This is a genomic window from Halobacterium jilantaiense, from assembly GCF_900110535.1.
GTDB classification, from domain to species: Archaea; Halobacteriota; Halobacteria; order Halobacteriales; family Halobacteriaceae; genus Halobacterium; species Halobacterium jilantaiense.
Genome location: NZ_FOJA01000001.1, coordinates 2,214,311 through 2,235,792, shown reverse-complemented (window position 1 = coordinate 2,235,792; position 21,482 = coordinate 2,214,311). Strand labels below are relative to the sequence as shown.

Annotated in this window: 32 protein-coding genes and 1 tRNA gene; 19 read left to right on the top strand and 14 right to left on the bottom strand. The window is 69.0% G+C overall.

The window, feature by feature from the left end; all coding sequences use genetic code 11:
* Window positions 1-42 precede the first annotated feature (42 nt).
* From BMW35_RS11570 to BMW35_RS11550, 6 genes are all read left to right on the top strand, one after another.
* The gene (locus tag BMW35_RS11570; RefSeq protein WP_089669595.1) at window positions 43-891 is read left to right on the top strand and encodes a winged helix-turn-helix domain-containing protein; all 849 of its coding nucleotides are present in this window, start codon (window positions 43-45) and stop codon (window positions 889-891) included.
* An 87-nt stretch (window positions 892-978) separates the two neighbouring features.
* On the top strand, window positions 979-1,521 hold the full coding sequence (locus BMW35_RS11565; RefSeq protein WP_089669594.1) for a peptidylprolyl isomerase: 543 nt from the start codon (window positions 979-981) through the stop codon (window positions 1,519-1,521).
* A gap of 81 nt (window positions 1,522-1,602) precedes the next feature.
* Window positions 1,603-1,944: a ferredoxin gene (locus BMW35_RS11560; protein ID WP_089669593.1), complete on the top strand. Its 342-nt coding sequence runs from the start codon at window positions 1,603-1,605 to the stop codon at window positions 1,942-1,944.
* Window positions 1,945-1,947: 3 nt separating this feature from the next.
* A complete protein-coding gene (locus BMW35_RS15670; RefSeq protein ID WP_177170831.1) occupies window positions 1,948-2,115 on the top strand; it encodes a hypothetical protein in 168 nt (55 codons plus the stop codon).
* A gap of 39 nt (window positions 2,116-2,154) precedes the next feature.
* A tRNA-Leu gene (locus BMW35_RS11555) sits at window positions 2,155-2,237 on the top strand.
* Window positions 2,238-2,688: 451 nt separating this feature from the next.
* On the top strand, window positions 2,689-3,033 hold the full coding sequence (locus BMW35_RS11550; RefSeq protein ID WP_089669592.1) for a nuclear transport factor 2 family protein: 345 nt from the start codon (window positions 2,689-2,691) through the stop codon (window positions 3,031-3,033).
* Here the strand turns inward: BMW35_RS11550 and BMW35_RS11545 are convergent, their stop codons facing one another.
* From BMW35_RS11545 to BMW35_RS11535, 3 genes are read right to left on the bottom strand one after another with little or no spacing between them, the layout of a single operon-like run.
* Entirely contained in the window at window positions 3,034-3,795 is a 762-nt protein-coding gene (locus BMW35_RS11545) for a geranylgeranylglyceryl/heptaprenylglyceryl phosphate synthase (RefSeq protein WP_089669591.1), read from the bottom strand.
* Window positions 3,796-3,843: 48 nt separating this feature from the next.
* Window positions 3,844-4,203, bottom strand: a complete 360-nt coding sequence (gene crcB, locus BMW35_RS11540) for a fluoride efflux transporter CrcB (RefSeq protein WP_089669590.1) — start codon at window positions 4,201-4,203, stop codon at window positions 3,844-3,846.
* Entirely contained in the window at window positions 4,200-4,577 is a 378-nt protein-coding gene (locus tag BMW35_RS11535; RefSeq protein ID WP_089669589.1) for a fluoride efflux transporter FluC, read from the bottom strand. The genes crcB and BMW35_RS11535 overlap by 4 nt, the downstream gene beginning before the upstream one ends.
* Before the next feature lie 79 nt (window positions 4,578-4,656).
* Between BMW35_RS11535 and BMW35_RS11530 the strand changes: the two genes are divergently transcribed.
* Window positions 4,657-5,139 (top strand): DUF5813 family protein, encoded by a 483-nt coding sequence (locus tag BMW35_RS11530; RefSeq protein ID WP_089669588.1) that lies wholly within the window; start codon window positions 4,657-4,659, stop codon window positions 5,137-5,139.
* A gap of 270 nt (window positions 5,140-5,409) precedes the next feature.
* Here BMW35_RS11530 and BMW35_RS11525 read toward each other — a convergent pair whose 3' ends face one another.
* Together BMW35_RS11525 and BMW35_RS11520 are read right to left on the bottom strand one after the other, a co-directional pair.
* On the bottom strand, window positions 5,410-5,637 hold the full coding sequence (locus tag BMW35_RS11525; RefSeq protein WP_089669587.1) for an Lrp/AsnC family transcriptional regulator: 228 nt from the start codon (window positions 5,635-5,637) through the stop codon (window positions 5,410-5,412).
* A complete protein-coding gene (locus BMW35_RS11520; protein WP_089669586.1) occupies window positions 5,638-6,315 on the bottom strand; it encodes a potassium channel family protein in 678 nt (225 codons plus the stop codon).
* 88 nt (window positions 6,316-6,403) lie between these two features.
* On the opposite strand from BMW35_RS11520, the gene BMW35_RS11515 reads away from it, so the two are divergent.
* On the top strand, window positions 6,404-6,640 hold the full coding sequence (locus BMW35_RS11515; RefSeq protein ID WP_089669585.1) for an Lrp/AsnC ligand binding domain-containing protein: 237 nt from the start codon (window positions 6,404-6,406) through the stop codon (window positions 6,638-6,640).
* A gap of 34 nt (window positions 6,641-6,674) precedes the next feature.
* On the opposite strand, the gene pdhA is transcribed toward BMW35_RS11515, so the two are convergent.
* On the bottom strand, window positions 6,675-7,721 hold the full coding sequence (gene pdhA / locus BMW35_RS11510) for a pyruvate dehydrogenase (acetyl-transferring) E1 component subunit alpha (protein WP_089669584.1): 1,047 nt from the start codon (window positions 7,719-7,721) through the stop codon (window positions 6,675-6,677).
* Window positions 7,722-7,787: 66 nt separating this feature from the next.
* Between pdhA and BMW35_RS11505 the strand changes: the two genes are divergently transcribed.
* Complete coding sequence (locus BMW35_RS11505) at window positions 7,788-8,117, top strand: DUF7991 family protein (RefSeq protein ID WP_089669583.1); 330 nt, start codon at window positions 7,788-7,790, stop codon at window positions 8,115-8,117.
* On the opposite strand, the gene BMW35_RS11500 is transcribed toward BMW35_RS11505, so the two are convergent.
* Window positions 8,082-8,501, bottom strand: coding sequence for a hypothetical protein (locus BMW35_RS11500; RefSeq protein ID WP_089669582.1), 420 nt, complete (start codon window positions 8,499-8,501; stop codon window positions 8,082-8,084). The two genes, BMW35_RS11505 and BMW35_RS11500, sit on opposite strands and share 36 nt — an antisense overlap.
* Window positions 8,494-9,084, bottom strand: coding sequence for a dTMP kinase (tmk, locus tag BMW35_RS11495; protein WP_089669581.1), 591 nt, complete (start codon window positions 9,082-9,084; stop codon window positions 8,494-8,496). Before tmk ends, BMW35_RS11500 begins: the two co-directional genes overlap by 8 nt.
* 133 nt (window positions 9,085-9,217) lie before the next feature.
* On the opposite strand from tmk, the gene BMW35_RS11490 reads away from it, so the two are divergent.
* From BMW35_RS11490 to cofG, 6 genes are all read left to right on the top strand, one after another.
* Window positions 9,218-10,105, top strand: a complete 888-nt coding sequence (locus BMW35_RS11490; protein WP_089669580.1) for a complex I NDUFA9 subunit family protein — start codon at window positions 9,218-9,220, stop codon at window positions 10,103-10,105.
* Between the two features lie 222 nt (window positions 10,106-10,327).
* Window positions 10,328-11,509: a tubulin/FtsZ family protein gene (locus BMW35_RS11485; RefSeq protein ID WP_089669579.1), complete on the top strand. Its 1,182-nt coding sequence runs from the start codon at window positions 10,328-10,330 to the stop codon at window positions 11,507-11,509.
* Window positions 11,487-12,281 carry a hypothetical protein gene (locus tag BMW35_RS11480; protein ID WP_089669578.1) on the top strand — a complete coding sequence of 265 codons (795 nt, stop codon included), beginning with the start codon at window positions 11,487-11,489 and terminating at the stop codon, window positions 12,279-12,281. Before BMW35_RS11485 ends, BMW35_RS11480 begins: the two co-directional genes overlap by 23 nt.
* Entirely contained in the window at window positions 12,281-12,898 is a 618-nt protein-coding gene (gene cofC / locus BMW35_RS11475) for a 2-phospho-L-lactate guanylyltransferase (RefSeq protein ID WP_089669577.1), read from the top strand. The genes BMW35_RS11480 and cofC overlap by 1 nt, the downstream gene beginning before the upstream one ends.
* A 25-nt stretch (window positions 12,899-12,923) precedes the next feature.
* A complete protein-coding gene (locus BMW35_RS11470) occupies window positions 12,924-13,379 on the top strand; it encodes a hypothetical protein (RefSeq protein WP_089669576.1) in 456 nt (151 codons plus the stop codon).
* Window positions 13,376-14,470: a 7,8-didemethyl-8-hydroxy-5-deazariboflavin synthase subunit CofG gene (gene cofG / locus BMW35_RS11465; protein ID WP_089669575.1), complete on the top strand. Its 1,095-nt coding sequence runs from the start codon at window positions 13,376-13,378 to the stop codon at window positions 14,468-14,470. The genes BMW35_RS11470 and cofG overlap by 4 nt, the downstream gene beginning before the upstream one ends.
* A 3-nt stretch (window positions 14,471-14,473) precedes the next feature.
* On the opposite strand, the gene BMW35_RS11460 is transcribed toward cofG, so the two are convergent.
* Window positions 14,474-15,028: a metal-dependent hydrolase gene (locus tag BMW35_RS11460; protein WP_245708171.1), complete on the bottom strand. Its 555-nt coding sequence runs from the start codon at window positions 15,026-15,028 to the stop codon at window positions 14,474-14,476.
* Between the two features lie 7 nt (window positions 15,029-15,035).
* Window positions 15,036-16,406 (bottom strand): 7,8-didemethyl-8-hydroxy-5-deazariboflavin synthase subunit CofH, encoded by a 1,371-nt coding sequence (gene cofH, locus BMW35_RS11455; RefSeq protein WP_089669573.1) that lies wholly within the window; start codon window positions 16,404-16,406, stop codon window positions 15,036-15,038.
* A 144-nt stretch (window positions 16,407-16,550) separates the two neighbouring features.
* Here cofH and BMW35_RS11450 point away from each other — a divergent pair, with 144 nt between their 5' ends.
* Both BMW35_RS11450 and BMW35_RS11445 read left to right on the top strand, forming a co-directional pair.
* Window positions 16,551-17,567 (top strand): phosphoribosylaminoimidazolesuccinocarboxamide synthase, encoded by a 1,017-nt coding sequence (locus BMW35_RS11450; protein ID WP_089669572.1) that lies wholly within the window; start codon window positions 16,551-16,553, stop codon window positions 17,565-17,567.
* Entirely contained in the window at window positions 17,567-17,905 is a 339-nt protein-coding gene (locus BMW35_RS11445) for a VanZ family protein (RefSeq protein WP_089669571.1), read from the top strand. Before BMW35_RS11450 ends, BMW35_RS11445 begins: the two co-directional genes overlap by 1 nt.
* On the opposite strand, the gene BMW35_RS11440 is transcribed toward BMW35_RS11445, so the two are convergent.
* A complete protein-coding gene (locus BMW35_RS11440) occupies window positions 17,889-18,977 on the bottom strand; it encodes a molybdopterin-dependent oxidoreductase (protein ID WP_089669570.1) in 1,089 nt (362 codons plus the stop codon). The two genes, BMW35_RS11445 and BMW35_RS11440, sit on opposite strands and share 17 nt — an antisense overlap.
* Before the next feature lie 58 nt (window positions 18,978-19,035).
* The gene (locus tag BMW35_RS11435) at window positions 19,036-19,221 is read right to left on the bottom strand and encodes an HVO_2922 family protein (protein WP_089669569.1); all 186 of its coding nucleotides are present in this window, start codon (window positions 19,219-19,221) and stop codon (window positions 19,036-19,038) included.
* 128 nt (window positions 19,222-19,349) lie between these two features.
* Here BMW35_RS11435 and BMW35_RS15905 point away from each other — a divergent pair, with 128 nt between their 5' ends.
* On the top strand, window positions 19,350-19,502 hold the full coding sequence (locus BMW35_RS15905) for a hypothetical protein (RefSeq protein ID WP_245708170.1): 153 nt from the start codon (window positions 19,350-19,352) through the stop codon (window positions 19,500-19,502).
* 79 nt (window positions 19,503-19,581) lie between these two features.
* A complete protein-coding gene (locus tag BMW35_RS11425) occupies window positions 19,582-20,661 on the top strand; it encodes an archaeosine biosynthesis radical SAM protein RaSEA (RefSeq protein ID WP_089669567.1) in 1,080 nt (359 codons plus the stop codon).
* A 16-nt stretch (window positions 20,662-20,677) separates the two neighbouring features.
* Here BMW35_RS11425 and BMW35_RS11420 read toward each other — a convergent pair whose 3' ends face one another.
* Together BMW35_RS11420 and BMW35_RS15665 are read right to left on the bottom strand one after the other, a co-directional pair.
* Entirely contained in the window at window positions 20,678-21,016 is a 339-nt protein-coding gene (locus BMW35_RS11420) for a hypothetical protein (protein WP_089669566.1), read from the bottom strand.
* A 46-nt stretch (window positions 21,017-21,062) separates the two neighbouring features.
* Window positions 21,063-21,236, bottom strand: a complete 174-nt coding sequence (locus tag BMW35_RS15665; RefSeq protein ID WP_177170830.1) for a hypothetical protein — start codon at window positions 21,234-21,236, stop codon at window positions 21,063-21,065.
* Window positions 21,237-21,482 lie beyond the last annotated feature (246 nt).

Sequence of the window (21,482 nt, the reverse complement as noted above, 5' to 3'; positions counted from 1 at the left end):
CTCGAACGCAACGGCTTAGTGGACCCGCGTCGACGCGAGCGTATGCCAGACGGCGACGGCTTCGACTTGCTCGCGGACGAGACGCGAGCCAGCATCCTGCGGGAGCTCGCAGCAGCCCGCCGCGAGACGCCCCGTGACCCGGCGGTGTCGTTCTCCACGCTGAGGGAGCGCGTCGGTATCACAGACTCCGGCCGGTTCAACTATCACGTCGGCGAGCTCACCGGTCACTTCGTCGAGTCGACAGACGACGGCTACCGGCTCTCACCCGTCGGCCAGCAAGCCGCCAGTTCGATTCTGGCCGACGCCTACAGCGACCCGCCGGACCGCGGACCGGTGGACCTCGACGAGCACTGTGGGCGGTGTGGCGACCGCCTCGAAGGGACCTACGAGGACGGCATCCTCAGGGTGAACTGCGCGAACAGCCACGGATACGCGGAGGCGCTCCCGCCGGCCGTCCTCGAGGGCGCGACGCTCCAGGAAGCGACCGACGCGCTCGACGCGAAGATTCGCGGGGACCTCGCAGCGGTCCGACGGGACGCCTGTCCGGCCTGCCTCGGGAGCGTCGACTGGCAGTTCGAGACCGACCTCTCCCCGGAGGCACCTGTCGAGGCCGTCTACGTCGCGGTCTGCCAGTGCTGTGGCCACCAACACTCCCTCAACCCGGGGATGTTCGTCTTCGACCACCCGGCAGTCGTCGCGGCCTACCACGACGTCGGCGTCGACCTCCGCGACCGACCGCTGTGGACCATCGACTGCTGTGTCCCGGGAGCCGCGACGCTCTCGTCGACGGACCCGCCGCGGATGCGGGTCACCGCCGGTCCGGAACGCGACTGCGAGTTCCGCCTCGACGCCACCGCCACAGTCGTCGACGCCCCCGAACAGGACCACTGAAGGGTGACTGACGGCTGCGGGACGGCCACGGCAGGTCGAACGACTAGGGAGGCTTTTTCCGGTGGCGCGACCACTCACCAGACACGCATGACAGTCGAAGCCACCATCCACACCAGCGAGGGCGCGTTCGACGTCGAACTGTACGACGACCGAGCGCCCCGCACCGTCGAGAACTTCCTGAACCTCGCGCGCCACGAGCCCGCCGCGGACGCCGACCCCGCGCCGGACACCGTGACGTGGGAAGACCCCGAGAGCGGCGAAGTTCGCGGCGACTCGCTGTACTCCGGCGTCACCTTCCACCGCATCATCGAGGACTTCATGATTCAGGGCGGCGACCCGACCGGCACCGGCCGCGGCGGCCCCGGCTACGAGTTCGCCGACGAGTTCCACGACGACCTCACGCACGACGGCCCCGGCGTGCTCTCCATGGCGAACTCCGGCCCGGACACGAACGGCAGCCAGTTCTTCGTCACCCTCGACGCGCAGCCGCACCTCGACGGCCGTCACGCGGTCTTCGGGAAGGTCACCGACGGCATGGACGTCGTCGAAGCCATCGGGAACGTCGAGACCGACGCCAACGACCAGCCCCTCGACGAGGTCTCCATCGACCGAATCGAGATTCACGACTGACGCCGCAGCCCCGCACTCCTTCCTGCAGCCTCCCGCTCGCCGACCGAAAGCCGAAAGACCGGTGGCTCCCAACCCCGAGGCATGAGCGACGCCGACTCGGCGCTGGACCCAAGCGACATCGGCGAGGCGGACGCCCCACCCGTCGACGAAGCGCCGTACAAGATCATCTTCGAGGCGAACAAGTGCTTCGGCGCGGGCAAGTGCGCCGCCGTCTCCGCCAACTGGGAGATGGACATCTCCACCGGGCTCGCCGACCCGGTCGCGTACTTCTTCGACGAGGACGACCTCCAGCACAACATCGACGCCGCCGACGCCTGCCCCGCGAAGAAAGGCGACGGCGTCATCCACGTCGTCGACCGCCGCACCGACGAAGAGATTGCGCCGGACCCCAGCGGCGACGGCACGCTCTCCGTCGACTGGTAGCGCGTGCGCCCAGTCTCGCTCGGCGCACTCTGGACGACCATCACCCTCGTCGCCATCTCGGCGGTCACCGCGCTCGCGCTCGGCCCCGACTGGACCATCAGCCACCGCTTCGCCATCATCGGCGCGAGCGTCGGCTGGGGCGCCTCGGTCGCCATCCGCCGCCGTACCTGACCGTAACCCACTTCTTCCCACGCACCCCACCACGAAGATGCGAGGGTGGCCGAGTGGCCAAAGGCGGCGGGCTTAAGACCCGCTCCCGTAGGGGTACGTGGGTTCGAATCCCATCCCTCGCACTCGTTTTGCGAACGGACGTGAGCAAACGAGAAGAGAGTGGGATTCGAAGCACAGCAGACGCAGCGCGAACGCAGTGAGCGACCGTCTGCGGGCGGTTCGAATCCCATCCCTCGCATGTACCTTTTGCTGTCACGGAAAGAGCGCGCAGCGCTCTTTCCAGATGACGAGAGACGCCTTCGGCGTCTCTCGAACCACGCTCAGTCGCTGGCAAACGCTACACCGGGAGAGCTACGCTCTCCCGAGCCCTGCTTCGCTTCGCTCAGCAGGACGCTAAAAGCCGTCGTCACCCCCTGCAGGGGGTTCCTCGGCCGCCGCTCCCTTCGGTCGCGGCGTGAACCGCGACCCTTCCGGGTCCTTCGGACCACTCGGGTCGCGGATGCTCACTGACGGTTGGACAGGCAGCTACACGACTCCCGACCTTCATTAATCAGGGGCGAACCACAACGGTCCATGCGTGAGGATGCCGACTCTCCGGAGGCAGTCGTGGACCGCCAGCTAGCAGCGTACAACGACGGCGACGTGGACGCGTTCGTCGCGGAGTTCGCGGAGGACGCCGTGGTCACCGGGTTCGACGACGCGGAGCCGATGGCAGTCGGCGAGGCCGAAATTCAGGAGCTGTACGGCCAGCAGTTCGAGGCGTTCTCGCCCGAAGCGGAGGTTCTGTCGCGCATCGCGGTGGGGGAGTACGTCGTGGACCACGAGCGCATCGAGCAGGCCGGCGAGGAGATGGAAGCGGTCGGCGTCTACCGGGTCGTGGACGGCGAAATCGTGGGGCTCTGGCTCGCCAACGAGTAGTCAGGGGATGGTGTCGAGGTACTGCTCGGGGTCGTCGTGGAAGATGTCACCGACGACGACGGCGTCCGCGCCCGCGTCGAGAATCTCCTCGGTCTGGGCGGCGCGCTCGATGCCGCCGCCGTACAGCAAGACCGTGTCGTCGAGGTACTGCGCGGCGGCTTCGACGTCCTCGGGGCCGCCGTAGGTGCCCGAGTACTCCACGTAGAAGACCGGGAAGTCGAAGAACGACTCGGTGGCGAGCGCGGCACCCGCGACTTCCTCGGGCGAGTAGCGTTCCTCGACACCGGACTCCGCGGCGGCCTTCGAGTCGAGATTCTGGACGACGTACCCCTCTGCGAGCACCTTCTCCGTGAGGTCCGTGACGGCGTCGCAGGCTTTCGACTCGACGAGGTCGCCGACGAGCGGGACACTCGTTCCGGTGAGTTCCTGTGGTTTCCGGCCGACCTCGGCGAAGAACGCGACGTGCTTGTCGACGAAGTTCTCGGCGTCACCGTTGTAGACGGCGGGGGCCGCGAGACGGTCGACAGCCTCGATCGTGTCCGTCGAGACGTGGCTGCCGCTGTAGGGCTCCTGGCAGACCGGGAGGTCCGGGAACGCCTCGGCGATGCGTTCGATGGCGGCCAGTGAGTTCGCTTCCGTGACGCCGTCGGAGCCGCCGACGAGAACGAGGTCGGTGTGACCGAGCACAGAGAGGTCGGCCGGCAGGGACTCGGCGGGGTCCACTTTCGTGACGTGGGTGACTGCACTCCAGTCGATGGTCATCACCCCCGGATTTCCGGGAGTGTGACTTCAGTCCACCGGACCAGGTGGTCAGCCGACGAGCAGCCAGGCGAAGGCAATCGCGAGCCCAGCGCCCGCGAGATTCCCGAGCGCGTGGCCCGCCGCCGCGCCGACGCGACCGTCGTCGACGAGACCGACGACGTCGACGCTGAACGACGAGAACGTCGTGAACGCGCCGCAGGCTCCGGTGCCGAACAGCAGCGTCGCGTCCTCCCCTGCGCTCGCGAACGTGAGCGCGGCGAGCGCGAACGTCCCGGCGACGTTCACGACGAGCGTGCTCGCTGGGTAGTCCTCGGCCCGGACGGCTTCGCCGACGACGAACCGCAGCACCGCGCCGAGCGCGCCGCCGAGCCCGACGAGGAACGCCGGGGGAACGGGAGCGCCCGTCACGACCCACCTCCGTATCGGATGGTGAGCGTGCGGCCGACGAGCACACCGGCGAAGCCGAGCCCGTAGTTCGCGACGACGTTCGCGACCATCAGGGGCGGTGCGACGCTCGCGGTCTGGACGGCGAACGTGCTGTACGTCGTCAGCGAGGAGAGGAAGCCGGTCCCGAGCAGCGCGCGGGCGGAGTCCGAGAGCCCGCTGGTGCCGACGGCCTCGTACACCAGAGCGCCCAAGAGGAGGCTCCCGACCGCGTTCACCGCCAGCGTGCCGGGGAGGCCGGGCGCGAGCAGGGAGACCGCCCACCGGAGCGTCGCGCCAGCGGACCCGCCGACGGCGACAAGCGCGAGCGTCCTCGACAGGCGCTGGCTGTCCGTCATCGGCACAGACTCGATTGCACCGGCACCTATAGTCGGCGGAACGCAACGCCCAAGCGGCCGCGAGCCCTCTCTGCGGTCAATGACCGACGTAGCTGGCGAGTTCGAGGCACACGGCCGCTTCGAGCGCACGGCGGGCGACCGCGAGACGTTCGCACCGACGGCGAACGACTGGGACGCGACGGCCACTGTCCGGGACGGCGTCGTCGACGTCGTGGTCGTGGTGCCGACGCTGGACGCCGCGACGAACGACGAGGTCGCAGACGTGGTCGAGGACGGCTGGTACGACACCTTCGAGCGTCGTGTCGACGGTGCCGACAGCGTCACGCTCGCGGACGACGTGGACGTGACGAGCGTCTCCCGGGAGGCCGGCGACATCACGGTCGAACTGACGATGGACCCGCGCTCTGGGAAGGCGGCCGACGACGCGCTCGCGCTCGTGAACTACGTCGAGGGAACGTGGTTCCAGGGCGTCGTCCCCGGCTACGACTACGTCGAGAAAGTGCAGGCGATGCGCGAGCAGGCCGCGCAGAACGCCCAGAGTACGGATGGCACGCCGCTGTAGCGACCTGACCAACCGACAGCGAGCATCCGCGAGCCGAGCGGCGGGCGGTTCGGAGCGAAGCGAGAACCGCCGACTGCGCGAACGGGGAGCGAAAGCGACCCGTGAGCGGTCCAACGGACCCGAGCGAAGCGGTTCACCGAGCGCGACCACCGGGAGCGCTCGGGCCGACGACTGAGGGTAGCGAAGCGAACCGAAGGAGGAGTGCTTTTGCCGCAATTTTTTGCCGAGTGAGGCGCGCGGAGCGCGCCTCACGCAGGGCAAAAAGTGCGATTACATGGAAATGTACGTCTCGGTGTCTTCGACGCCGGCGATGTTCTGGATGGTGCTGGCGGCGATTTCCTTGACGTCGGCCGGGGCGTCGACGTGGACTTTGGCGATGATGTCGACATCGCCGGCGACGATGTGGGCGTCGGTGACGCCGTCGGTGGCGGCGATTTCGTCGAGGAGTCGGTCGGCTTCGCCGGTGTTGGCTTTCACCATGACGTAGGCGGTGACCATCTACATCGCCTCCGTGTGGGCGTCGTCGCCGACGAGTATCTGGCGGACGTTGTCGAGGGCTTCGAACTCGGCGAGGACCGCGATGCGGTCGCCGACTTCGAGCGTGGCGTCGGGGCGAGGGAGGGTGAGGGTGCCGTCTCGTTTGGCGAACGCGAGGAAGCGAGCGCCCGAGGGGAGTTCGAGTTCGCTGAAGGTGTAACCGCGCATGGGCGCGTCGTTGGTGACGGTGAGCTGGACGACCTGGAGGTGTTCGGCGAGGTCGGCGATGGCGGTGACGTTGCCGCCGAGGAGGGCGTTCTTCGCGCCGATAGCGCCGAGTCGTTCGGGGTAGACGATTTCGTCGACTTCGTCGGCGTACTTGCGGTAGATTTCCTCCCGGTAGTCCTCGTCGATGCGGAGGACGGTGCGGCAGCCGTGGTGTTTGGCGACCATGCAGGCGACGAAGTTCGTGTTGAGGTCGCCCGTGAGCGCGCCGCAGGCGTCCGCGTCGCCGAGCCCGGCTTCGGTGAGGACGTCTTCGCTGGAGCCGTCGCCTTCGACGACTTCGAAACCCTCGTTGCGTGCGCGCTCGGCCTTGTCGTAGTCGCGCTCGACGAGCGTGACGTCGTGGCCTTCGTTGGCGACGACGCGCGCGGTCCGGGAGCCGACGCGTCCGGCACCGATGATGACGATGTTCATGCGCCCCGTAGGTCGTGACACGTCAAATATGTTTGTGCCACGTTGGCACGCGGCAACACTTTTGCTGCCGGGCGCTGTACCGGACAGCATGGTTCACGCGTTCATCATGGTGAGAGCGGGGGCGGGTGCCGCCACCGACGTCTGCGACCGGCTCGTCGGCATGGACGGCGTCACGGATGCCCACGTGGTCGCGGGTCGCTACGACGTCATCGCGGAGGTCGGCGGCGACCAGGTGGAGAACGTCCTCCAGACCGTCTCGAAGAACATCGGAACCGTCTCCGGCGTGACGGACACGAAGACGTACATCTCGCTGGCGGCGGCCTGAATCGGGTGGGAGAATCAGGTGGTCGACGCCCCGCTCAGAACTCCATCTCCTGCGGATTGTGGTCCTCGAGCCACTCGTCGAGCCACGCCTTCTGGGCGTCGATGCGGGGCGTGCGCTCGGCGAACACGTGGTCGAACAGCTCGTCGACGTCCGGCTCGCCGACGGCCTCGGCGGCGTCGACGGCGTCGTCGATTTCGGCCTCGGCCTCGTCGAAGCAGTCCTCGACGAAGTCCGCGTCGACGACGCCCTGCTCTTCGAGGTAGTCGGCGTAGCGGTCGATGGGGTCGGCGGTCCGCCACTCGGGGAGGTCCTCGTCCTCGGGCCGGTAGCGGTCCGGGTCGTCGCTCGTCGTGTGAGCGCCCTGCCGGTAGGTCAGGCTCTCCACGAGCACCGGCTCGCCGGCGCGGGCGTCGTCGAGCGCGTCGGAGACGGTTTCGTGGACGGCCAGCGGGTCGTTGCCGTCGACCTGCACGCCCTCGAAGCCGTACGCCTCGGCTTTGACGGCGATGGAGTCGCTGGCGGTCTGGCGCTCGCGGGGCAGCGAGATTGCCCAGTTGTTGTTCTCGCAGAAGAACACCACGGGCGCGTCGAACACGCCCGCGAAGTTCATCGCCTCGTGGAAGTCGCCCTCCGACGTGGCACCGTCGCCGAAGTACGCGACTGCGGCGGTGTCCTCGCCCTCGTAGTCCATCGCCATCCCCGTGCCGACGGCGTGGGGAATCTGGCTCGCGATGGGGACCGCCTGCGCGAAGTTGTTCACGTCGTGGTTCGAGTTGAACTCGGCGTGGCCCCGACGGAAGAGGAGGATGTCGCTGGCGGGGACGCCGCGTGCGAGCTGCATGGCGTTCGAGCGGTACGTCGGGAACAGCCAGTCGTCGTCGGCCATAGCGTGGGCGGCACCGACCTGCGAGCCCTCCTGGCCCTTGTACGGCGGGTAGCCGGGCATCCAGCCGCGGCGCTGGAGGGCCAGCGCGCGCTCGTCGAAGTGCCGTGCGCGGACCATGTCTCGGAGCACGGCGCGGGCGTCGCCCTCGTCGACGGTCAGCGACGACAGGTCGCGCTCCCCGATGACGCGGTGCATGTCCGGTCGGTCTGCGGGCAGCTACTTACCGATAGCGAAAAGCCCCACGAGTCACTACGCCCCGCTATGGTCTCGGCCGTCACCGCCGCCGGCGTCGCGTTCATCGTGCTGGTGCACACCGCCATCGCGGCGTTCGGCGCTCGCTTCTTCCGACTCACGCTCGACACCCGGTGGGGGTCGATCGTCTACACGCTCGTCCTCCTGCCGCTGGTCTACGTGCCCACGACGCTGGTGTTCGGCGCGCTCGGTCTCGGTGCCGGTGCGTTCGGTAGCTCCGGCCAGCTCATCGTCGTCACGTGGGCGTTCCCGTTCTTCCTCGGGTGGTCCGTCGACCTGTTCTGGATGCCGTCCCCCGAGGAGCTAGAGAACCTCCCGGACAAGCCGAACGACCAGTAACAGCGTCAGCGTCGGAGCGACGGTCAGTTCCGCGACGCCGCCGAGCACCGCCGCGCCCTCTGTGGCGTAGAGGAGTCCGGGGAGACCGAACGCACCCGCCGCGACGAGCGCGCCGGCGAGGACGCGCGCGGCGGCCACTGCTTGTGTGTCCACCGTGAGCGCGAGCGCGGCGTCCACGAGGTCGAACGCGACGAGCGCGGCCGCCGCAGTCAGCCGCGAGGCGCGAGTACTCGGCCCGTTCCCGCCGCCCGGCCACAGCACACGGAAGCGGTCGGGGAACATCGGCGGCAGGCGAATCGGCGGCAGCGAGAACGAGAATCGGCGGTCGTCGCTGTCGGCGCGGCCCGTGTCCTCGGGGCGGTCGTCGCCCCGGTCCTCAGGCATCGTCGAGCACGCGGTCCAGCACGTCCTCGGCGGCGTCGATGACCGCCTCGGGCGGCTGGGTGGCGTCGATGCGGACGAACCGCTCGGGGTCGTAGTCGATGAGTTGCTCGTAGTTATCGCGGACGTCAGAGAGGAACGACGCCTGCTCGAACTTGTTCGTCGCGCCGGAGCGCGCGGCTCCGGTCTCGGGGTCGACGTCGAAGTACAGGGTGAGGTCCGGCGGGCGCGTCCACGGCTGGTGGACGCCGCGGACGTACTCCATCGCACGCGGGACCTCCCCGTCCAGGACAGCGCCCTGGTAGGCGTACCGGGAGTCGGTGTAGCGGTCGGAGACGACGACGTCGCCGTCGGCGAGCGCGGGTTCGACGACGCTGGAGAGGTGGTCGGCGTGGTCGGCGGTGAACAGGAACAGTTCGGCGAGCGGGTCGGCGTCCGTCTCCGCCTCCGAGCGCCGGACGGCCTCACCGTACCACGAGTCCGTCGGCTCGCTCGTGAACGTGAAGCCGTCGCCGCGGGCGTCCCGGAGCGCCTCCCAGACCGTCGTCTTCCCGCTGCCGTCGATGCCCTCCAGGGTGACGAGCATACACGTGGGACGGACAGCGACGTACAAACGGCTTCGGGTTCCCGGACGACGGACACGTCCACGGAAGGCGGTTGGCACCGTATAACTCGCTCAGTGCCATACTTTTAGGGTGGTAGCAGCCCTGTACTAGGTCATGGACGTGTTGGTCACTGGCGGAACGGGCTTCATCGGGACGCACGTGTGTCGGGAACTCGACGACCGCGGACACGAGGTGACGGCGCTCTCGCGGACGCCGGGGGACGCTGACCTCCCCGAGAGCGTGGAGCGAGTGGTCGGGGACGTGACGGCCTACGATTCCGTCGCGGACGCCATGGAGGGGCACGACGCGGTCGTGAACCTCGTGGCGCTGTCGCCGCTGTTCAAGCCGAAGCAGGGCGACCGGCGGCACATGGAGGTCCACCTCGGGGGCACCGAGAACGTCGTCCGGGCGGCGGAGGACACGGGCGTCGAGTACATCCTCCAGATGTCCGCGCTGGACGCCGACTCGAACGGCCCGACCGCGTACCTGCGGGCGAAGGGCAAGGCAGAGGACGTGGTCCGGGACTCGGAGCTGTCGTACACCATCTTCCGACCGTCGGTCATCTTCGGTGAGGGCGGCGAGTTCGTCTCGTTCACCAAGACGCTGACGACCCCGTACGTGACCGGGCTGCCGGGCGGCGGGAAGTCGAAGTTCCAGCCCATCTGGGTGCAGGACCTCGTGCCGATGCTCGCGGACGCCATCGAGGACGAGGACTACTGGGGGGAGACGTACGAAATCGGTGGTCCCGACGTGCTGACGCTCGCACAAGTCACGCGGCTGTCGTACCGCGCGGAGGGGAAGTCCGTGCGCGTGCTGCCGGTGCCGATGCCGCTGGCCGCCATCGGCCTGACGCTCGCCGACCCCCTGCCGTTCGTGCCGATGGGGTCGGACCAGTACCGGTCGCTGAAACTCGACAACACCGTCGCCGGCAACGACGTGTCGGCGTTCGGCGTCGACCCCGCGTCGCTGACGACGCTGGAGGAGTACCTCGCCGTCCACTGACTGCCAGTAGGGTGCTCTTAAGTGACGGTACGTGGCACTGAGCCGGCGGTAGCCGGCCATTAAATTTAAAGGAGGGTGAGTTACCTCCGGGTGCGCTATCCCGTGTTTGTGTGGCTCGCGGGCGCTATCTGCCGAAATCCAGTAACGAGTGACTAGCGTCGGACAGCCGTCTGCAAAAGGCTTATACAGCCGTTGGCGCTTTACCTTGGCAAAGGGTTCCGTATGAAACTCGCAATGATCGGGTTCGGTCAGGCGGGCGGGAAAATACTCGATAAATTCATCGAGTACGACAAGCGCCACGGTTCGGGCATCGTGCGCGCCGCTGTCGCCGTCAACACCGCCAAGGCCGACCTCATGGGTCTGGAGCACGTGCCGAAAGAGAACCGCGTCCTGATCGGTCAGTCCCGCGTGAAGGGACACGGGGTGGGCGCGGACAACGAGCTCGGCGCGGAGATCGCCGAGGAGGACATCGACGAGGTGCAGGGTGCCATCGACTCGATTCCCGTCCACGAGGTCGACGCGTTCCTCGTCATCTCGGGGCTCGGTGGCGGCACCGGCTCCGGTGGCTCGCCCGTCATCGCGAAACACCTCAAGCGCATCTACACCGAGCCAGTCTACGGCCTCGGTGTGCTCCCCGGGAGCGACGAAGGCGGCATCTACACGCTGAACGCCGCGCGCTCGTTCCAGACGTTCGTCCGGGAGGTCGACAACCTCCTGGTCTTCGACAACGACGCCTGGCGGAAGTCGGGTGAGTCCGTCCAGGGCGGCTACGACGAGATAAACGAGGAGATCGTCACGCGGTTCGGCATCCTCTTCGGCGCTGGCGAGGTCGAGCAGGGCGGCGACGTCGCCGAGTCCGTCGTGGACTCCAGCGAGATCATCAACACGCTCGCCGGCGGCGGCGTCTCCACCATCGGGTACGCCTCCGAGACCGTCGACAACGACGGCGGTAGCGGGAGCGGGCTGCTGTCGCGGTTCAAGGGCGACGACGACCCCGTCGAGGACTCCGCCTCGACGACGAACCGCATCACGAGCCTCGTTCGGAAGGCGGCGCTCGGTCGGCTCACCCTTCCCTGCGAGATCGAGGGCACCGAACGCGCGCTGCTCGTCACGGCCGGTCCGCCGAAGTACCTGAACCGGAAAGGCATCGAGCGCGGCCGCAAGTGGCTCGAGGAGCAGACCGGCTCGATGGAGGTCCGCGGTGGCGACTACCCCGTGCCGGACTCCCAGCAGGTCGCGTCCGTGGTGCTGCTGTCGGGCGTGAACAACGTCCCGCGCATCAAGGAGCTGCAGGAAGTCGCCATCGAAGCACAGGACAACATCGACGATATCCGCGAAGAAAGCGAAGATAACTTGGAAGACTTAGTCGAAGACGACGAGGATGAGCTCGAGCCGCTATTCTGAGCTCGGGGCCGTCCTCGCAGTCGTGACGCTACTCGCGGTGGCCGCTGTACCGGTCGCCGCGGTGTCGGTCGACGGGGATGCGCCGGGCGAAGCGCAGGTCGGAGCACAGAAATCGACGACGTTCGAGGTGACCGAGCCGTTCAGCGACTACGAGGAGTGGACGCTGCGCGCGCAGACTGACCTGACGGAGGTCACCTGGCAAGTGACGACGTTCGACAACGCTGGCAACCAAGTGAACGAGGAGACACTGACGGGCCAGGAGATGTCCTACCAGCTGCAGGCATCGTCGGGCGTCACTCGCGTGGAGGTCGGCATCCAGGGTACGGTGCCGAACACGTCCGCGTTCGAGTGGAGCTACGACCCGGAACAGACGCTGACGTACGCGTCCTTCGAGCAGACCCAGGATGGCGGGTCGACGAACGGCATCGGTGAGCCGTTCGAGTTCCGGCCGTACACGTCGGACAGCCAGGAGGCTCGTGACGCCATCGCAGCCGCGTCTGACGCCATCGACGACGCCCAGAACCAGGGCGCGAGTGTGAGCGGCGCGGAGGGCGATCTGGAAGACGCCGTGGAGTTCTACAACAGCGGGAACTTCGAGCAGGCGGTCAGCAACGCCGAGGAGGCGGAGTCGGCCGCGAACAGCGCTGTGAGCTCCGCCGAGCAGACCCAGTTGCTGCTGTACGCGGGCGTCGGGCTGGTCGTGGTGCTGGTGCTGGCGGGCGTCGGCTACTGGTACCTCCAGCAGCGGGACACCTACGACAAGCTGGGCTGATGCGGACGGTCGTGCCGTTCGACCCACGGAATCCGAACTCTCGTCTCTCCCCCGTTCTCGACGACGACCAGCGACGCGAGTTCGCGGCGGCGATGCTCGCGGACGTCCTCGACGCCGTTCGCGGCGCTGGCGGCGACCCCGAGGTGCTCGCGACGGCGTCGCCCGACATCGATGTCGGGGTGCCAGTCTCGGTCGACGACCGGTCGCTGTCCGCGGCCGTCCAGGGCGAGGTCGACGCCGACCTGCCGGTCGCAGTGGTGATGGCGGACCTCGCGCTCGCCACGCCCGAGTCGGTCCGCGGGCTGTTCGACGCGGGCGGCGACGTCGCGCTCGCGCCGGGAGCGGCCGGCGGGACGAACGGTCTCGTGGTCCGCGAACCGGGGTTCTCGGTGGACTACCACGGCGCGTCGTTTCGCGACCACAGCGCGGCCGCCGAGCGCGCCGGACTGGACGTCGCCGTGGTGGATTCGTTCCGACTGGCCGTCGACGTCGACGACGTGGCGGACCTCGTGGACGTGTTCGTCCACGGGGAGGGTCGGGCCCGTGACTGGTTAGTGGACGCGGGCTTCGACCTCGCAGTCCGGGACGGCGAGCCTGTGGTCGAACCCAACGCCTAAGCGGCCGACTGCCGGACGGGTGGGTATGAACTGGAGTCCGTTCGCGCGAGCGTTCGGCGCGCTGGTGGGCGTCGGCGCGCTCGCCGTGGCGCTGTTCGCCGGACTGGTGACGGCGCTCGGTGCGGTCGGGGTGCCCCGGTGGACGGCGACGTCGGCGGGCGCGGGCGCGGTCGTGCCTGCGGTGCTCGCGCTGGCGGACGCGTACACGCCGCTGGGGAACAACGACCGGACACAGCTGTTACAGGAGAAGCGAGCGGGCGCGCTCGCGGTGGACGTCGCACTCACTGGCGCGGTCGGTGGCGTGCTGGCCGCGCTGGGAGCCGTCGCCGTGCTCGGCCCGGAGACGGCGGGGCTGGTGCGGACGGCCGTGTTGGCCGTCGCCGTCGCAGTGGGGTACGGGGTGTTCGTCGCACGGAACTACGACGTCTACCGTCCCGGTGGGCCGGTGGCGGCGGTCGACGACGCCGAGGTCGAGCCGTGACCGAGATTCCGGGTGTCGACGAGTACGGCGTCGACGTCGAGATTCCCGAGCGCGCCGTCGAGGACGCGCTCGCCGTGCGGCCCGACGACGTCAAGCCCGCCGACGAGTTGACGTTCGCGCGGAACGTCTTCCTGCCGCTGACGACGGCCTGCCGGTACACCTGCACGTACTGCACGTACTACGACGTGCCCGGGGAGGCCGAGCTGATGACGCCCGAGGACATTCGGGAGGCCTGTCGGACGGGCGCGGAGGCGGGCTGCACGGAGGCGCTGTTCACGTTCGGCGACGACCCCGACGACCGGTACACCGCAATCCACGACCAGCTGGCGGAGTGGGGGTACGACTCCATCCACGAGTACCTGCGTGAAGCGTGCGAGATTGCACTGGCGGAGGGCCTGTTGCCGCACGCGAACCCCGGCGACCAGACACGCGAGCAGATGGAGCTGGTGGCGGACGTGAACGCCTCGATGGGGGTGATGCTGGAGACGACCGCCGACGTGCAGGCGCACTCCGGCTCCAGAGCCAAGAACCCCGGCCAGCGCCTGCACACGATTCGGACCGCGGGCGAACTCGGCGTGCCGTTCACGACCGGCATCCTCGTGGGCATCGGCGAGGACTGGCGGGACCGCGCGGAGAGCCTGCTCGCGATTCGGGACCTCCACGAGCGCTACGGGCACGTCCAAGAGGTCATCGTGCAGCCCGTGAGCCCGAACGAGCGCTGGGACGGCGGCCGGCCGAGCGAGGCGACGATGCGGCGCGCGGTCGCGATGGCCCGGGGCGTACTTCCGGACGACGTGGCCGTGCAGGTACCGCCGAACCTCGCGGACGCGCGTGCGCTGCTGGACTGCGGCGTCGAGGACCTCGGTGGCGTCTCCCCCGTCACCGACGACTACATCAATCCGGACTACGCGTGGCCCGCGGTGCGGGAGTTAGAAGACATCGCGGACCACGGCGGTGTCCCGCTGCGCGAGCGGCTCCCCGTGTACGAGCGATTCCTGCCCGCGGACGGCACCGAGAACGAGTGGGTGAGCGCGCGTATCGGGCGGGCCGTCCGGGACGGCGAGCGATACCAGTCGGTGCTGGCGGACTGAGCGTCAGAGGTCGTGTCTGGCGGCGAAGTTCCCGATGGGTTTCCTGACGACGACGTACGCCGCGGAGATAGCGAGCATGGCGGCGGAGACGTTGCGGACGAGGCCGTCGTACAGGAGGAGGCCGGGCAGCGAGCAGACGGCGGCGACGAGCAGGTCACGGGGGGAGCCGTCGTAGGGAATCCAGCGACGGGGGCGAATCCACTCGCCACGGTAGTGGGAGTAGACGCCGCGGGGGTCGTCGTTGGCCCAGGGTCGGGCACCGAGGCCGCCGCCGAACATGTCGCTGACGGAGTGGACCGCGGCGGCCAGTGCGAAGAACGCGGCGGCGACGGTGTAGTCGGTCGGCCAGACGGCGGCGACGGGGAACGCGGCGAGGACGGCGAGCCAGTAGTGTTCGGGGAAGTGCAGGGTCTTCCGGTGGGCGACGACGGCGACGTCGAGGTCCGGGAAGATGCCGCCGGCGATGGCACCGAGCGCGGCGGGGACGGCGAACTCGGGAGCGACCGGGAGCGCGAGCGCCGCGAAGCAGACCCCGACTGCGGCGTGGGTGGTGCTCATCATGGCGTCAGTCGTCGGCGCTCGCGGCGTCCGAGGCGGCGTCGGCGTCCCGTTCCGGCACGAGGGGCGTGCCGTCGGCCTCCGGGCCGATTCGGGGGCCGAGGGTATCGGCGTCGGGGTCGAGGACGCGGCGCTCGGTGTAGTCCGTGGAGCGCTCGACGGGCGTGCGGCCGATGGCGGAGATCATCTCCGCGTAGTCCGCGACCGACCGGAACTCGCCGTGCTGGCCGCCGGCGCGCTTCGTGATTTCCTCGCTGAGGATGGTGCCCATGAAGTCGTCGGCACCGCAGTTGAGTAGCTTGAGTCCCTTCGCGTCCCCGAACTTCACCCACGATGACTGGATGTGGTCGACGTTGTCGAGGAACAGGCGGGAGACCGCGACCATGAGTTCGTCCTCGGCGTCGCTGGCACCCGAGTCGACGACGCCGCGCTCGTACAGCGGCGTCTGCTCGTGGACGAACGACAGCGGGACGAACTCGGTGATGTTGTCGGTGCGGTCCTGGAGGTCGCGGACCACGTCGAGGTGCTGGATTCGGTGGGCGGCGTTCTCGACGTGCCCGTACATGATGGTCGCGGTCATCGGGAGGCCGGCGTCGGCGGCGGCCTCCATCGCGGCGACCCACTCGTCGGTGACCATCTTGCCGGGGCAGATGACGTCCCGGACTTCGTCGACGAGAATCTCGGCGGCGGTGCCGGGGACGGTGTCGAGGCCGGCGTCGGCCAGCGTCTCGTAGACCTCGTCGTAGCCCCAGTCCACCCCGCGCTGGGCGTGGTGGGCTTCCTCCGGCGTTATCGAGTGGACGTGTGCGCCCGCCTCGCTCATCGCCGCGATCTGCTCGGTGTACGTCGTCGGGTCCGTGTCGTACACTTCCGGCGGCTTGTAGTTGTGGTCGGGATCGTCGGGGTCGAGGGCCTCGCGGTGGGCCTCGTTCAGGCCGAACGCGGGGTGGAGGCCGGAGACAGAGGTGACCTCGGAGACGCCGCGTTCGACCGCGTCCGCGACCGTGGCTTTCGACTCCTCCGGGGTCTTGGTGAAGCCGGCGTGGGCCTCGTCGTTCTCGGTCTCGAAGCGGTGGGCGGTGTCCTTGAAGTTACAGAACAGACAGCCCGTGTTGCAGGCCGTGGTGACGTTGTTGTTGAGGTTCGCGACGAACGTCACCTCGTCGCCGACGACCTCGGCGCGGCGGCGGTCGGCGGCCTCCAGGACGAGTTCCTTCCGGCGGGGGTCGATGCCCTCGCTGTCGGTGCCGGTCGTGATGAGTTCGATGCCGTCGTCGACGGTGAGGCGCTCGCCGTCTCGGGCCTTCGCCAGCGCGTTCTCGAACGACTGGTCGGTCTCGGAGACCACGTCGAACTCGAGGTCGCCGGCGTCGGTCATTGCTGGTGGGTGTCCTCGCACGGACAAAAGTCCTGCCACACCGGCACTTGTTCGACACACGAAAGTGTACATCTCCACTCGAAGCGGTGGGGTTGTGGGCACGAGAGTGAAAGATTGATGGGGTGGGGTCCCGGTCGTACACGTATGGCGAGCGTCAAGGACCTCCGCGTCGAGTCGACACCCGCCCGCGACGCGCTCGGCCGGGGCGTCTTCGAGTTCAGCGACCGGTACTCCGTTTTCGACTGGGGCGAGATGCCCGACCACGTCCCGGGGAAGGGTGCGAGCCTCTGCACTATGGGCGCGTTCAACTTCGAACTCCTCGAAGCCGAGGGGATTCCGACGCACTACCGAGGAGTCCGGACGCCCGACGGCGACACCGTCCCCCTCGCGGACGCGCCCGAGGCACCGACCGAGATGGTGGTCGGACTCACGCAGGTCCCCGACCTCCCCTTCACGGACGGCGAGTACGACTACGACCACTACCACGAGGCCGCCGGCGAGAACTACCTCGTGCCGCTGGAGGTCGTCTTCCGGAACAGCGTCCCCGTCGGCTCCAGTCTGCGCTCGCGCTGTGCCCCCACAGACGTCGGCCTCGACGCGAGCGAGTGGCCCGACGAGCCCGTCGACCTGCCGGACACCGTCGTGGAGTTCTCGACGAAGTACGAGGAGCAGGACCGTTACCTCTCGAAGTCCGAGGCCGACCGGGTGGCGGGCACGGCCGACGTCGCCGAACTGGACGCGCTCGCCCGGCGCGTGAACGAGGCCGTCACGGAGCGCGCCGCCGAGACCGGGTTCGTCCACGAGGACGGCAAAATCGAGTGCCTGTACGTCGACGGCGAGGTGCGGGTCGCGGACGTCGCCGGGACGTTCGACGAGAACCGCTTCCGGTTCGACGGCCGCGAGGTCTCGAAGGAGGCCGTGCGGCAGTTCTACAAGCGCTCGGACCCCGAGTGGGTCGACGCCGTCAAAGACGCGAAGCGGGCGGCGGACGAGCGCGGCGTCGCCGACTGGAAGTCACTCTGTGAGCCGTCCCCCGACCCGCTGCCGCCGGAGATTCTGCAGGCCGCGGCGGACCTGTACGCCGCGGGCGCGAACCGCTACACGGGCCACGAGTGGTTCGACGCGCCGCCGCTCGGCGACGCGCTCGACGCCTTCGAGTGATGCGGCGGCGGTGGGCCGTCGTCGCGGTCGCGGTGTCCGTCCTCGTGCTCGCCACGTCGCTGGTCCCGGTTCCAGACGGAGACAGCGTTCCCACTGGGGCGGACAAGCTCGTCCACGCTGTCGGCTACGCGGCAATCGCGTTCGCCGCGACGCGCGCCGTCGAGGACCCCGGCCGGCGAGCGCTCGTCGCCGTGGTCGTCGCCGTGACCGGGTTCGGCGCGAGTGTCGAGGTCGTGCAGCCGCTCGCCGGCCGAACGGCGAGCGTCACGGACGCGCTCGCGAACCTCGCCGGCGCTGTACTGGGTGCGCTCGCGGCCCGCGTCAGTCGAAGCCGCTGACGAGCGTCACCACCCACTGGGCGGGGTCCGGCCCCGGTCTGACTTCGACGCGCGTCACCCACTTCACCCACTGGAACCCCCGACGGCCGGGCGCGACCAGACGGACGGGCGCGCCGTGGCCGTGGCTGAGCCGTTCGCCGCCGACGTGAGTCGCGAGCAGGGCGTCTCTGGCTTCCTCGACCGGGAGCGTCCAGCGGTAGCCGGTGACGGAGACGAACCGGACGTGGCTCGCGTCCTCGGTGGTGCCGCCAGCGGCGTCGAGCAGGTCGCCGACCCGGACGCCCCGCCAGTCCTGAACCGTGTACCAGCCGCTCGTGCAGTCCAGCAGCGCGCGCTCCGCCTCGCCGCTGGCGACCGCCTCGACCGGGAGGGCGAGCGAGTCGGTGACCTCACCGGTGACGGCGAGCCGGTAGCGCTCGCGGTCGACTGGCTCGGGGTCGTCGGCCACCCACGAGGTCGGCGGGAAGGCGTCGTTGCCCTCGCCCTCTCTGGGCTGAGAGCCGGTGAATCGCCGGTCTGCGCCCGCCGTGTCGAGCGCGGTGTTGAGGGCCGTCTGGACGCGGTACGTGACCGCGCCCGCGACGAACAGCGCGGTGTACTGGAGCGCGGTGCGGCGACCCTCCACGTCCGCGCGGCGCGGCAGCCGGAACCGGGTGGCGGCGTGCAGGGGGACGACGACGAGCAGGAGGAGGCCGAAAGCGACGTGCACGCTCAGCAGCGTCCACAGCGAGACGCGGACGTCGAGGCCGAACACCCACGCCGCGCCCGTCGCGAGCGCGCCGAGTGCAGCGACGGCGGCCAGCACTGAGAGCGCGGTGGAGCGCCGCCACCGGCCGGGCTCGGTGAGGTTCCGGCGGACGCGACGCAGTTTGAAGAACAGCAGAGCGACGATAGCGACCCCGAGGCTGCGGTGGAGCCAGAACACGGGCCAGCCGTCCGGAGTCGCCACTACGAACGAGACGAGGCCCGTGAGGGCTTCGGCGGCGACGAGCGCGAGCAGCGACCAGTCGACGACTCGCGGCCGGGGCTCCAGCCGGTCGACCGCCCGCCCGAGCGCGCCCCGGACAGTCATAGCTCGTAGTTCGGGCTCACGGCACAAGAACGAGTGGGCGTCGAGGGCGGGAGTGCAGTCAGTCGAGCTCTTCGACCTCGGCGTCCGGCGCGTTGGTCTTGACCGACTCGACGCCCTCCTTGGCCTTCTGCTTGGACGCGTACCCCTCGCCGGAGTCCGCGATGATGTTGCCGTTGTCGTGTTCGAGCCGCCAGCGGTACTGTCCGGCCTCGTCCTCGTACACTTCGAATGTCGCTTTGCTCACGTCTGGGGGCTCTCGGGGAGGCCACAAAACGCTTGAGGCCGACTGGGCGCGTCGTCGAGTGGCTTCCCGGCGTTGCTGGAACCCGAGCGTACATCACTCCAGAGGCCCGAGCAGAGCGCGCACTGAGTATGCTGAAGCACGCAAAAGTCATCGACGCGACCACCGGTCGGAGTTCGCGAATCGGCGTCCAGACCCCCGACGACGAGGACGACGAGGAGGACGAACAGCGGGCGCGCGGCGTGGCTCGGCTCCTGGCGGTCTGGCGACGGCTCGGATTCTGATTCTCCTCCGTCTGTCGGGCTCTCGGGCGGACGCCGACAGACGAAGCCGCTTTACGCCCACGAGCCCTCGTCGCGGGCAATGAGCGAGCCGAGCGCGGAGGTCTACGAGCGTGGGCGGGGGATGGACGCCCACAACCAGGTGATGCGGGAGCTGCGGGACGAGAAGGGGTCGAAAGACTACGACCCGCGGGAGCCGACCCGGGTCTGGCTGGACGAGGACAACACGCCGGACGGCGTCTACGACAGCCTCACCATCATCCTGAACACGGGCGGCTGCCGGTGGGCGCGGGCCGGCGGCTGCACGATGTGCGGCTACGTCGCGGAGTCCGTCGAGGGCGGGACGGTCGCCCACGAGGACCTGATGGCGCAAGTCGACGAGTGTCTCGCCCACGAGCGCGAGGAAGCGGACGAGGAGGCCGGCCTCATCAAGATTTACACGAGCGGGTCCTTCCTTGACGAGCGCGAGGTGCCCGCGGAGACGCGGCAGGCCATCGCGGAGACGTTCGCGGACCGGGACCGCATCGTCGTGGAGAGCCTGCCGGACTTCGTGGAGCGCGAGAAGCTCGCGGACTTCACCGAGGTCGGTCTGGAGACGGACGTGGCGGTCGGGCTGGAGACCGCGACCGACCGGGTGCGCCACGACTGCGTGAACAAGTACTTTGACTTCTCGGACTTCGAGGCCGCCTGCGCGGAGGCCCGGGAGGCCGACGCCGGCGTGAAGGCGTACCTCCTGATGAAGCCGCCGTTCCTCTCGGAGTCCGAGGCCATCGAGGACATGCAGTCGTCCATCCGTCGCTGCGCGGACGTCGCCGGCTGTCACACCGTCTCGATGAATCCGACGAACGTCCAGCGGTACACGATGGTCGACCAGCTGCACTTCCGGGGCGGCTACCGGCCGCCGTGGCTCTGGAGCGTCGCCGAGGTACTGGAGTCGACGGCGGACGTCGACGCCATCGTCGTCTCGGACCCCGTCGGCCACGGCAGCGACCGCGGGCCGCACAACTGCGGCGAGTGCGACGACCTGGTGCAGGAGGCAATCAAAGACTTCGACCTCCGGCAGGACCCGTCGGTGTTCTCGGAGGTCGCCTGCGAGTGCGAGGCGACCCACGAAGCCGTCGTGGAGCGGGAGGCGGCGTACAATCTCCCGCTGGCCGAGTGACCGGCCGCGGGCGCTCTCAGGTCGACAGCGACGATTCTCCGGCGAGCACGCGGTAACTCTCTAGTGTCCCCGCCATGGAGGGGGCGTCCTCGTCGTCGTGGCGCTGCGTGCCGTAGTCCATCCACTGGCCGCGCGTGTAGCTGTACATCTCGAAGCCCGTGGCCGTCTCGAGGACGACGTCCACGACCGCGTCTTCCGGGGCGTCGTCGGGGACGACCGTGGCGCGCACGCCGTCGTCGTGGTCCATCACCCAGACGGCGCGGGCGTCCTCCCCGGCGTCGAGGCGGTCTCGGGCTTCGCTGGGCGACAGCGGTCGGTCGGGCCAGTCGTCGCCGGCTGGTGCTGGTTCGTCCACGGGCACGCTACGTGCGGGCGTCGTATCGGCGTTTCCCCGGCGGGTGCTACTCGGCGAAGTAGCTCGTGAAGAAGCCGGAGAGGAACGCCGAGACGGCGACGGCCAGCGCGACCTGTTCGAGCTCCCAGGGGCCGTCGCCGTCGTCCGCGGCGAAGACGGTGGCGGCGACACTGACGACGAGCGAGACGATGCCGTTCGTGAGGTGTTTGCCAAGGCCCATGTGTAGCTGTGTGGCGACGAGGGGCTACATTGTTTCGGTGGCGGCACTGTGCGGGCGCGGCAGCCGGCCCGGCCCGTTCGCGGCCGGCACAGTAGAGGTCGGGAGTGGCTGTCCGAGCGCGGACCTGTCAGTTCATTCGGGAAAACCACTAAGTCCCCGGAAAGATAATAATTGAGCGAAGAGTTAGCAGTAATTAAATCGCCGGCTTCTTCTATCAGTTCCGCGTAGCTACGTCTCCGCGCCCCT